This is a genomic window from Butyricicoccus sp. OF27-2pH9A (assembly GCF_027693185.1).
GTDB classification, from domain to species: Bacteria; Bacillota; Clostridia; order Oscillospirales; family Butyricicoccaceae; genus Agathobaculum; species Agathobaculum butyriciproducens.
The window spans coordinates 49,801-62,334 of record NZ_JAQEXK010000014.1; the positions used below are offsets into that span (position 1 = coordinate 49,801).

A 12,534-nucleotide genomic window follows, 5' to 3' on the forward strand; every position below is an offset into this window, starting at 1 on the left:
GGTATGCCGAGGATGGTATCCATCTTTCACATGGGAAGTCTGTCCGTTATGACAGGTCTGCCCAGGTCATTTCCTGGGAGAGTGCCGCAGAGCGTATCGGGGAGCTTTTGGAAAGTGGTCAGTTTGCCTCCAATGTGGAGCTTGCAGAAGCGGCAAGCTATGAACGCTCCCTCCTCTCGGAAAAGCTCTGGCATCTGTATCACGATCTCAGTGAGGACGCCAGAAAAGGCGGATATTTGTCCTGCCTGTCAGAGATCAAAGGCAATGATTTCCCGGAGGAGACCCGCCGCCTGATGGAGCAGCTGAGTGAACCGGCTTTCCGCCAGACCCTCAAGGAAGAATACGCCGCCTTCTGGACTGCCTATCAGCAGGACCGTGACCTGTTGCGTTTTCACTATCATAGACCGAGGGAGATCTGGGAGAACCTGAAGGACCTTGACCTGCCCCGCAGGACCTTTTCTTCAGAGCTTTCCCAAGTGCCAACCGTCCAGCACTTTATTACCGAGGATGAGATCGACGCCGCCATGACCGGCGGAAGCAGTTTCGCCGGAGGAAAAGGCCGTATCTATGCGTTCTTCATGGAAAACCATACGGATAAGGAAAAAGTGAGATTCCTCAAAGACGAGTATGGCATTGGCGGACGCTCTCATGCCCTGTCCGGCGCAACACACAGCGGTGAAGATCACGACGGGAAAGGGTTGCACTATAAAAAGCAGGACTGCCCGGATGTTCACTTGAACTGGGAAAAGGTTGCCAAGCGCATTACCTCTCTTGTCCAGAAAGGCCGCTATCTTACCGAACAGGAACAGGCGCAGTATGACAAAATCCAGGCTGAAAAGGAATTGGCAGAAGAAGATGCCATCCAAGCTCAGCAGCCGGAGGTGGAGGAAGAAACGCCAAAGCCTACCCTTCGGGAGCAGTTTGAGCAGTATAAGACTGTGGTGACTGCCGCCATTTCCGAGGATGCCGCATACCGCAATGCCTGCGGGCATTCTGACCGTGAAAATGTTGTCATCGAGGGCAATGCCGCTGTGCGCCGTGCGGTCCTTGGTTCTAAGGATATGGAGCTGATTCGCCTCTATTCGGATGTGCCGGAGTTCCGACAGCGACTGCACCGGGAAGTGATCGACGAAACCTATCCAAAGCTCCATGAACTTCTGCGCCCTCTTTCTCAGGAAGATATTGATACTGCCATTTGTGCATGGAACGGCAATATCGAGAGTAAACATGCTGTCGTCCGTTATATGAAAGACCATGCAAGAGAGAAAGATACCGCTGCATGGCTGGCTCAGGAATACAGTGGCAGCAACATCCCGTTCGTTGTCCGTGCCGGAAGCCCGGAGGAAACGCAGCTGCCCTGGCCGAAGGTACAGCGCAGGCTTGCCCAGCTGATTCAGGAGGACCGGTTCTATACCGAAGAAGAACAGGAACGTTTTGACAACATCGACCCCATCGCCATCCGGGAAGCCCTGGAGGAAAGAGGGATTGTCAACGGACAGGTGGCAGACCCGGAAAAACTGGACAATGACCCATTTATCCAACAGGTGGTGTCGGATGTAGGGCAGATCGCAGATGCCGAGACAGAGCAGACTTCCAAAGTTTCCATTTCCGATGAGGAATATGACGCAGTTCGCCGCCCAATTCCGCAAAGAACCTCCTATGACCCAGCCGCCCCGGTCTATGCCGTGGGCGATACCGTGTATATCGAGGATGACGCCTATCAGATCACCGAGCTGCGGGAGGACACCGTACAGCTTCTGCCCACCGGGATGGTATATCCCATCTACCGGGCAGAGCGCAAAGAACAGTTCGAGCAGCTGCTTCGGGCAGACCGCCGCAATGCTTACTATACCGAATTTCTTCCTATTGACCCGGACAAGGCAGATCAGGACTTGCGGGATGTATTGGCTCATGGACTGATGGATGAAGCGGATAAAAAGCAGATTTTCACGCTGCTGCAATCCGGCAGGAGCAACAGCGAGATCGCCTACTGGCTGAGCAGAGCCTATTCTGGTGAGATCGAGACACTGAATCTGGAGACCGGCGATATTGCCGATTACCGTACCACGGCACAGGGCATAGAACTGGAAGTCATGGATGCAGAGGAAAAGCGTCTGGCTATGCTGTATTTCCGCTGGGATGAGGTTGCGCCTTTGCTGCGCGGGATGTATGCCCGTCAGCTGGATGGCTTTGGACAAGAACAGCCCCAACCTTCTGCCGAATTCCCAGCCTTTCATTCCGAGACCGTGGCCGTCTATCCGGGCGATAAGAACAATCTGCCTTATGATGTGGTGGTGGAACGACTGCATATTGAGGAGCCGGAGCCACCAGCGCCTGTGACAGAGTCGGAGAAAACCTTTGAGGAAGTGCTGGACGAACACCCGGTTTCCATTCAGGTCAATGGCCAGTGGCAGACCTTCCCCAATGCCAAAGCTGCCGAGGAAGCATCTTATGAGGAATATAAGGACAACCTGCGCCGCACCGCTGAGAATTTCCGTATCACCGACGACCACCTGGGCGAAGGCGGTCCGAAAGCCAAGTTCCAGGCAAATGTCAAAGCGATTCGTTTGCTGAAAGAGCTGGAAGCTGCCGGACAGCAGGCAAGCCCCGAACAGCAGGAGGTTCTTTCTCGATATGTGGGCTGGGGCGGTCTCTCTGATGCGTTTGACCCGGAGAAACCGGCATGGGCTTTAGAGTATGCCCAGCTAAAAGAACTGCTGACCCCGGAGGAATATGCCGCCGCCAGAAGCTCTACCCTCAACGCCCATTACACCAGCCCTACGGTCATTCAGGCCATCTATGAAGCGGTGGACCGTATGGGATTTGAGACCGGAAATATTCTGGAGCCGTCTATGGGTGTGGGCAATTTCTTTGGTATGCTGCCGGAGGAAATGCGAAACAGCCGTTTGTACGGTGTGGAGCTGGACCCGGTTTCCGGGCGTATCGCAAAGCAGCTCTATCCCAAGGCGGACATCACAGTAGGCGGCTTTGAGACCACTGATAGGCGTGACTTCTTTGACCTTGCCATCGGCAATGTACCTTTCGGTCAGTATCAGGTCAATGACAAAGCCTACAACAAGCTGAATTTCAGTATTCACAACTACTTTTTCGCCAAAGCACTGGACCAGGTGCGTCCCGGCGGCGTGGTGGCTTTTGTAACCTCCCGCTATACTATGGACGCCAAGGATTCCACCGTGCGCCGCTATCTTGCCCAGCGTGCCGAGCTGCTGGGAGCTATCCGTCTGCCTAATGAAGCGTTCAAAAAGAATGCCGGTGCCGAGGTGGTATCGGACATCATCTTCCTCCAAAAGCGGGACCGCCCGCTGGACATTGTGCCGGAATGGACTCAAACCGGACAGACGGAGGACGGATTTGCCATCAACCGGTATTTTATCGACCACCCGGAAATGGTGCTGGGCAGACAGGAGCCGGTAAGCACTGCTCATGGTATGGACTACACCGTGAACCCCATCGAGGGACTGAAGCTTTCCGACCAGCTGCATGATGCTGGGAAGTACATTCATGGCACTTATCAGGAGGCAGAGCTGCCGGAGCTGGGCGAAGGCGAAGCTATTGACACCTCCATTCCTGCCGACCCCAATGTGAAGAACTATTCCTATGCCATTGTAGACGGGCAGGTGTACTACCGGGAAAACAGCCGTATGGTGCGCCCTGACCTCAACGCCACCGCCGAAGTCCGTGTAAAAGGTCTTGTGGAACTGCGTGATTGTGTGCAGGAACTGATCGACCTTCAGATGGATGCAGCGGTTCCGGACAGCACCATTCGGGAGAAGCAGGCGAAACTGAACAGCCTCTATGACAGCTTTTCTTCCAAATACGGTCTCATCAATGACCGTGCAAACCGTCTGGCCTATGCAGACGATTCTTCCTATTACCTGCTCTGTGCGCTGGAAGTCATCGACGAGGACGGAAAGCTGGAGCGCAAGGCGGATATGTTCACCAAACGGACCATCAAGCCCCATCAGGCGGTGGCTGTGGTGGATACGGCAAGTGAAGCACTGGCGGTGTCTATCTCGGAAAAAGCCTGCGTGGATATGGGCTATATGAGCCAGCTTACCGGAAAAACAAAAGAAGAACTGGCCGGAGAACTGCAAGGCGTGATCTTTCGTGTACCGGGACAGCTGGAGCAGGACGGAACGCCTCATTATGTGACTGCTGATGAATACCTTTCCGGCAATGTGCGCCGCAAACTGCGTCAGGCACAGCGGGCGGCAGAACAGGACCCGGCCTATGCGGTCAATGTGGAAGCCCTTACTGCCGCCCAGCCCAAAGACCTGGATGCGTCGGAGATTGAGGTGCGTCTGGGCGCTACCTGGATCGACAAAGAGTACATCCAGCAGTTTATGTATGAGACCTTCGACACGCCGTTTTATCTCCAGCGCAATATCGAGGTCAACTACACCCCGTTTACAGCAGAGTGGCAGATCACCGGCAAAAGCTCTGTAAGCCAGAACAATGTGGCAGCCTATACCACCTACGGAACCAGCCGTGCCAATGCCTACAAGATTTTGGAGGATTCCTTGAACCTGCGGGATGTCCGTATCTATGACACGGTGGAGGATGCAGACGGCAGGGAGCGCCGGGTGCTGAATGCCAAGGAGACTACGCTGGCAGCACAAAAGCAGCAGGCTATCCGGGAAGCCTTTAGGGACTGGATCTGGAGAGACCCGGAGCGCCGCCAGACTTTGGTGCGCCAGTATAACGAAGAAATGAACTCTACCCGTCCCCGCGAGTATGATGGCAGCCATATCACTTTTGGCGGCATGAACCCGGCCATTACCCTGCGGGAACACCAGAAAAGTGCCATCGCCCATGTGCTGTATGGCGGAAATACCCTGCTGGCACACGAAGTAGGCGCAGGCAAAACCTTTGAGATGGTGGCCGCTGCGATGGAAGCCAAACGCCTGGGCTTGTGCCAGAAATCTCTCTTTGTGGTTCCAAACCACCTGACTGAGCAGTGGGCATCGGAGTTTCTGCGTCTCTATCCTTCCGCCAACATCTTAGTCACCACCAAAAAGGACTTTGAGACCCATAACCGCAAGAAGTTCTGCGCCCGTATCGCGACCGGGGACTACGATGCTATCATCATGGGACACAGCCAGTTTGAGCGTATCCCTATCAGCCGGGAGCGTCAGGAAAGGCTTCTCTATGAGCAGATCGACGAGATCACCGAGGGCATCGCAGAGGTACAGGCCAGCGGCGGCGAGCGTTTTACCGTCAAGCAGCTGGAGCGTACCAGAAAGTCTCTGGAAGCCAGACTGGAAAAGCTGCAAGCCGAGGGACGAAAAGATGATGTAGTAACTTTTGAGCAACTGGGTGTAGACCGGTTGTTCGTAGATGAGGCACACAACTACAAAAACCTGTTTTTATACACCAAAATGCGGAATGTGGCGGGTTTATCCACATCGGACGCGCAGAAATCCTCCGATATGTTCGCCAAGTGCCGCTATATGGACGAGATTACCGGAAACCGTGGCGTGATCTTTGCCACCGGCACACCGGTCAGCAACTCCATGACCGAGCTTTACACCATGCAGCGGTATCTCCAGTATGACCGCCTGCAAGAACTGAGCATGACCCATTTCGACTGCTGGGCTTCCAGATTTGGGGAGACCGTCACAGCATTGGAGCTGGCACCGGAGGGCTATACTTTTATAGGACGATAAAATCGTCCTTTTAAATTGCAAAAAGGCCGTCAAAAAAGTGGAAAAATCTTTGGGATTTTTGAAAAACAGTTCCGCTTTACTACCCTATTTTCTCCTATTAGTGAGGGGGGGGTAATACCTTTAATCGCAAAACAAATTACATAAGGAAAGGAGGAGAGAAGAATGTCAAGGACTTCTAAGATTACAGCACTTTATGAGCGTTTATCAAGAGATGATGACCTTACTGGCGAGTCAAATTCCATAACCAATCAAAAGCAATACTTGGAAGATTATGCCCGAAAGAATGGTTTCGGTAACATTCGCCATTTTACTGATGATGGTTTTTCGGGAGTAAATTTCAATCGCCCCGGCTTTCAATCGTTGATAAAAGAAGTAGAAGCTGGAAATGTTGCAACGATTATTGTTAAGGATATGAGCCGATTAGGGCGAAACTATCTGCAAGTCGGATTTTATACGGAAATTCTGTTTCCGCAGAAAGATGTCCGTTTTCTTGCAATCAACAACAGCATTGACAGCAACAATGCTTCGGATAATGATTTTGCTCCGTTTTTGAATATTATGAACGAATTTTATGCCAAAGACACGAGCAATAAAATCAAGGCTGTGTTTGACGCACGAATGAAAGACGGAAAGCGTTGCAGCGGTTCTATTCCCTATGGGTACAACCGACTGCCCAACGATAAGCAGACGCTTGTTGTTGACCCTGTGGCTTCTGAGGTGGTAAAGCATATCTTTCTGCTTGCCAACGAGGGTAAAAGTCCAAGAGAAATTGCAGAGATACTGACCGAAGAAAAGGTAATGATACCGGCGGCACACGCAAAGGAATATCACCCCGAACAGTATAACGGGATAAAGTTTTCAGACCCTTATATTTGGGGCGTATCTGCCATTAGAACGATTTTAAGCAGACAGGAATATCTTGGACATACTGTTTTGAGAAAGTCAGTCAGCACCAATTTCAAGCTGCATAAGAGAAAGACTACCGATGAAGATGAGCAGTATGTGTTTTATAACACCCACGAGCCTATCATATCGCAGGAACTTTGGGACAGCGTTCAGAAGCGAAAGAAACGAGTGAACAGAGCTGCGACAAGAGGAACACATACCAACCGATTAAGCGGCTATCTGTACTGTGCCGACTGTGGCAGAAGATTGACCTTGCAGACACATTACAGCAAAAAAGACCGCTCCTTGCAGTATTCGTACCGTTGCGGTGGTTATGCGAGCAGGGTAAATTCCTGTACTGCTCATTCAATAAGTGCTGATAATGTTGAAGCCTTGATATTATCGGCAGTCAAACGCTTTTCAAGATTTGTTCTGAATGATGAAAAAGCCTTTGCTTTGGAACTGCAATCCCTTTGGAAAGATAAGCAAGAGGAAAAGCCGAAGCACAATCAATCGGAGCTGAAACGCTGTCAGAAACGCTATGACGAACTCTCTACGCTCATTCGTGGCTTGTATGAAAATCTTATATCGGGATTGCTACCCGAAAGACAGTACAAGCAACTGATGAAGCAGTATGACGATGAGCAGGCGGAGTTGGAAATGAAAATGGAAACGATGAAAGAGGAACTTTCCGCAGAAAAAGGCAGCACTATGGATATTCAGCATTTTGTTTCGCTGATACGAAAGTACAAAAATCCTACGGAAGTTTCCGATTTGATGTTTACCGAACTCATTGACAAGATTGTGGTGTATGAATCCGAGGGTGTGGGAAAAGCAAGGACACAAAAGGTTGATATTTACTTCAATTATGTCGGGCAGGTCGATATTGCCTACACCGAGAAAGAACTTGCCGAGATAAAAGAGCAAGAAGAACAGGAAGAAAAGAAGCGATTGGAGAAACAGCGTCAGCGTGAAAAAGCCTATCGAGAGAAGCGAAAGGCGAAAAAACTTGCTGAAAACGGTGGCGAAATCGTCAAAACAAAGGTATGTCCTCATTGTCAGACAGAGTTTACCCCTACAAGCAATCGACAGGTATTCTGTTCAAAGGATTGTTGCTATCAAGCAAGGCAGGATAAAACGAAAGCCGACAGAGAAGCGGAAAAAGGTAATCACTATTATCGTCAGCGTGTATGTGCTGTGTGTGGCAGTACCTACTGGCCTACACACAGTCAGCAGAAATTCTGCTCAGCGGAATGTAAAAGGGTAAACCACAATAAGAAAACCTTGGAGTTTTACTACAAGAAGCAAAAGGAGAAAGAACTATGCAAAGATTTATTACAGACGAAAGAACAGGTATCCGATACGAACTCATCGGAGATTACTATTATCCCTGCCTGACAGTAGAGGAAAGTTCTCCCCTTTCAAAATACGGGCGGTTAAGGAAACGCTATTTGAGAGAACACAAGCGAGTTTTATATTACACTCTGCTGACAAGCGGAAAGTTATATGAACACCTTGCTGAAATTGATACTTCGGCTTGTGCTATGGCTGAATATCTTATAAAGGAAATGGCAAAAAGACAAGGTGTAACCGAGCAATTAAAAGCAACGGATATGATGAAATAGGTAGAAATGATGAATAATATCCGAGCTTGTGTTGATGAGATTGTACTGAATGATATTGTATATTCATAATTGAATTACCCACCGAAAGAGAGCTGTTATCTTAACTGATAGCAGTTTTTCTTTTTCGGCAAGTATTCAAGAAGTCATAAAGTTGTGAGTATAGTCGAAGCTGTCTGTAATTGAAAAAACGGATGACTTCTGCTATAATATTAAATGAGTATATGTATTTTGTTGAGAAATAAACTGAAAGGAGAATGTTAATGTTTGATATAATAGAAATGTTATTTCCCATAATGTTTTTAATAATTTTTGTGATGATTGTTATTATTTTTGTAAAAGGAATAGCTACTTGGAATAAAAACAATAATTCTCCTCGTTTAACTGTGTCAGCAAAAATAGTGGGAAAACGTCAGAATACTACGCATAATAGTCAACCTAATGCAGGAGATATATCGGGAGCAAACGGTTTTCATACAATTTCCAGCACCTCATATTATATTACTTTTCAAGTAGAAAGTGGAGATAGAATGGAGTTATCTGTATCTGGGACAGAGTACGGAATGCTGACAGAGGGAGATGTTGGAAAGCTGACATTTCAAGGAACAAGATACATAGAATTTGATAGGAGTGTCTAAAACTGAGGAGATAAAGAATGAAGAAGTTTTTGAATGATATAAGATATACTGAAAATAGAGTACCACTTAATAAACAAATTATAAACTCTGTGTTGATATTGTTTTTAGGTATAGCTTTAGGGTTTTTTTCAAAATTCTTAGATTGTACACCATCAAACAAATTGCCATATATATTCTCGTATTTAGATGTTTCAAATTTTTTAGGACGTTTTGCTATATGGGTAACGATTGCTTTATGTGTTTCAATCTATAGTAATTCTTCTCTTAGAGCCGCAATAAATGTATTTGTATTTTTTGCTGGTATGGTTACAAGCTATTATTCATACTCAAAATATGTAGCTGGATTTTTTCCAAGAAGCTATGCAATGATTTGGATAGCGTTTACAATGATTTCTCCCATATTAGCATTTATCTGTTGGTATGCAAAAGGAAAAAGTAACCTGGCACTTATCCTATCGGCAATGATACTTGCTATTCTGTTTAATATGACATTTGTTTATGGTATTCTCTATTTTGATATGCGTTCAATCTTAGAGCTAATGACATTCGTTTGTGCGATAGTGGTTTTGAAGCGAAATACCATAAAAGATACAATGCTTATGTTTGTATTAAGTTGTGGTATAGCGTTTATCCTTAATTTTGTAATTCCATTTAGTTTTGGGTAGACAAAGTTACTATTAGTCGGCAAGTAAAATAAAACAAAATATTTTAGGTAACAAAAACATCGTAGCAATACGGTGTTTTTTGTTACCTAAAACCTATAAATCAATACATAACCACAGGTTAGTACAAATACCTTGTGTGTTTTTTTGAAAGGCTTAGAAAGGGATATTTACCTCAATTTTCGCCCCGAGAAATGACACAAACAAGGCTTGATGTATCTTACTTGTGGTTTTTATTTTTAGAAAAGGAGAACACAGAACTATGAAAATGATTGAAAATGAAATGAATGTAGCTGTACCTCTTGAAATCGTAAAGGCAAGCGATATTGAGCCAAAAGAAGTGAAATGGCTGTGGTATCCGTATATCCCATTCGGCAAGGTAACTTTGTTGCAAGGCGATCCAGGCGATGGCAAAAGCAAGTTTATGCTTTCACTCGCTGCCTTGCTCTCAAAGGGAGAACATCTCCCCTTTGCTGATGCAGAAGAACGAGAGCCTATAACTATTATCTATCAGACAACAGAAGATGACGCAGACGATACGGTAGTACCTCGATTTAATTCAGCAGGCGGTAACGGAGATAACCTTATTTTCATCAAGGAAGATATGAAGTCATTGTCTTTTGGGGATAACCGTATTCGTGAAGCGATTGAAAAGTACAATGCCAAACTTTTAATCCTTGACCCGATGAGTTCCTACATCGGGGAAAGCTGTTCGATGAACAATGCCAACGAAACACGAGCAGAGTTTAATCATCTGATAGCGGTTGCCAAAGATACAGGCTGTGCGATTGTGATTATCGCTCATATGAATAAGATGAGAGATACAAACCCTCTTTACCGCACCAACGGTTCGATTGACATTGCAGGAGCTGCAAGAAGCATTCTTGCAATCACAAGAACAGCAAACAAGGAAGCACCTGCCGAGAGATATTTGGTACAGGTAAAATCAAACCTTGCTCCGACGGGTTCGGCAATTCTTTTTGAGGTAGCAGAAAGCAGAGTGAACTTTGTTTCGGAACTGGAAATGACAGCGGAAGAAGCGTTTTCTTCTCTTGCACCTAAAATGGGCAGACCGAGTGAAAAGGAGCTCAAGGCAAAGGAGTTCATCTTGGAGATGCTCAAAGATGGAGAAATGCTTGCCAACGATTGCGAAGCAAAACTTGAAGAAACAGGCTTCAAGAAATCGACTATCAAAAAGGCAAAGAAGAAAGCAGGAGTTGTGTCGCACAAGAAAGGCTTTCTGTGGTATTGGTCTTTGCCGATGGGCGATATGCCGAGAGCATAAAAACAGGTTGTCTGATGAATAGACAGCCTGTTTTTTGATTGAGGCATTAAAGGGAGGTCAAGGGAGGAAAGCCCTTGCCCACGACATCTTTGCAGACGAAGTCTGAAAGTATCATAGTGGGTTACACACATTCAAAGAATGTTGTGTAATGGCTTCGCCCTGCCGAGAAAGGAGAACGAAAATGGCTAAAAACAACAAAGCGGATATGAGTTGTGCAAGGGTCAAAAAGTACACCGCTTCTGATGTGAGCAAGGCGGAAAGGCACAACGAACGCAAAAATGAAACCTACGAAAATATGAATGTGATTGAGGAACGCATACCTTTTAATGTGGATTTCAAAACACCGACTGCTCCGACTTATATGGAACAATTAAAGCAGATGAAAACCGACGGGCTGGTGTCGCTCCGTGGGTTGAGAAAAGACGCTACACTCTTTAACGAGATTGTGATTGATGTGAACACGATGTACTTCGAGCGTAACGGTGGCTACGAATATGCAAAGCAGTTTTATGAAGAAGCGTTCCATTTCATTGAAGAAAAATTCGGTGCTGATAATATCATATCGGCTGTTATGCACGCTGATGAAATCAATGCAGCGGCAACCGAGGAACTTGGAAAAGAGGTTTACCACTATCATCTTCACGCTATGGTTTTGCCTGTGGTGGAGAAAGAAATCCTATGGAGTAAGCGTTGCAAAGATGAAAAACTGCGAGGAACGGTTAAGGAAGTGGTTCATCAAATCAGCCATTCAAAGAAATGGAAATCAGATATTCCACTGACCGATGAAAAAGGCAATCCGCTTCTCAGAAAGAATGGTAAACCGATGTTCCGAGCTTCGTACAGCATACTGCAAGATGAATTGTTTAACTATATGACGGAGCAAGGCTTCAAAGGTTTTCAGCGTGGCGAATACGGAAGTACCGCCGAACATCTTACTTCACTGCAATATCAAATCAAGCAGGACAAAAAACGCTTGGAGCAGTTACAGAAGCGTATTCAGCGTGAACAGATAAAATATGAACCTGCCCGTAATGTTTCCAAAACCTACAATGAGATTGATAGTATGGGGCAGAAAACAATCACAGGTAAAATGGCAATCTCCAAAGAGGATTATTCCCAACTGACCGCCCTTGCCAAAGAGGGTATTACAAGTCGTGCGGAAATCAATGAATTAGAACAGAGTGCCAACTATTACCGACAGAAATATTTTGATAGTGCAAACGCACTTGAAAGAATGAAAACTAAATACAACGAGCTGAAAGAAAAGTGCAGACCTTTTCTTCAAGCGTTGGAGCATTTCCCAGAAGTTGCTAAACTTTTTACCGAAAAAGTGAAGCAACTTTTTTCTTTTAAGGAAGCACAGGAACGAGCCGAAAAAGAAGCAAGGGAAAAAGAAAGACAAGAGCGTATCAAGGCACGAAAAAACAAGCGTGGTATGGAAAGATAACCTTTTCCATTATACTCACGACTTAATGACTTCTTGATATATTGAAAATCTGCGGTTATTGGGTGTTCTAATATGAATGCCCCACAATCAAATCTTATGAAAGAGAGGGACGGACTATATGAAAGAACAGAAACATTCTTATTCGCAACGCATAGGAAAAACAACATTCATCGTAAATGTAAAGCAGTCCGAAAGTGCCAAAAAGCCTTTGAATACAGTGTTTCAAGACATCTGCAAGCACGAGGTTTTGGGCGATTTCTTTACGGACAAATCATTTAATTTAGAAAATCCACAAAAAGTATCTTGAC

The 12,534-nt window shown here is 46.3% G+C and carries 7 protein-coding genes and 1 pseudogene; all 8 read left to right on the forward strand.

The genetic code is table 11. From position 1 onward, the window contains the following. Positions 1-578: 578 nt before the first annotated feature. Positions 579-5,684, forward strand: a pseudogene (locus PG722_RS10920) (SNF2-related protein); the annotation flags it as partial. A 165-nt stretch (positions 5,685-5,849) separates the two neighbouring features. Next, a complete protein-coding gene (locus PG722_RS10925) occupies positions 5,850-7,970 on the forward strand; it encodes a recombinase family protein (RefSeq protein ID WP_270580545.1) in 2,121 nt (706 codons plus the stop codon). Continuing rightward, positions 7,895-8,197, forward strand: a complete 303-nt coding sequence (locus PG722_RS10930) for a TnpV protein (protein WP_270580546.1) — start codon at positions 7,895-7,897, stop codon at positions 8,195-8,197. Before PG722_RS10925 ends, PG722_RS10930 begins: the two co-directional genes overlap by 76 nt. Positions 8,198-8,457: 260 nt before the next feature. Then, the gene (locus tag PG722_RS10935; RefSeq protein ID WP_055246175.1) at positions 8,458-8,832 is read left to right on the forward strand and encodes a DUF2500 domain-containing protein; all 375 of its coding nucleotides are present in this window, start codon (positions 8,458-8,460) and stop codon (positions 8,830-8,832) included. A gap of 17 nt (positions 8,833-8,849) precedes the next feature. Further along, positions 8,850-9,497, forward strand: a complete 648-nt coding sequence (locus tag PG722_RS10940; protein ID WP_270580547.1) for a hypothetical protein — start codon at positions 8,850-8,852, stop codon at positions 9,495-9,497. Positions 9,498-9,756: 259 nt separating this feature from the next. Beyond that, the gene (locus PG722_RS10945; RefSeq protein WP_270580548.1) at positions 9,757-10,779 is read left to right on the forward strand and encodes an AAA family ATPase; all 1,023 of its coding nucleotides are present in this window, start codon (positions 9,757-9,759) and stop codon (positions 10,777-10,779) included. Between the two features lie 181 nt (positions 10,780-10,960). Further along, positions 10,961-12,226, forward strand: a complete 1,266-nt coding sequence (locus tag PG722_RS10950) for a plasmid recombination protein (RefSeq protein ID WP_270580549.1) — start codon at positions 10,961-10,963, stop codon at positions 12,224-12,226. Positions 12,227-12,344: 118 nt separating this feature from the next. After that, entirely contained in the window at positions 12,345-12,533 is a 189-nt protein-coding gene (locus PG722_RS10955) for a transposase (RefSeq protein ID WP_117816165.1), read from the forward strand. Position 12,534: the final 1 nt, after the last annotated feature.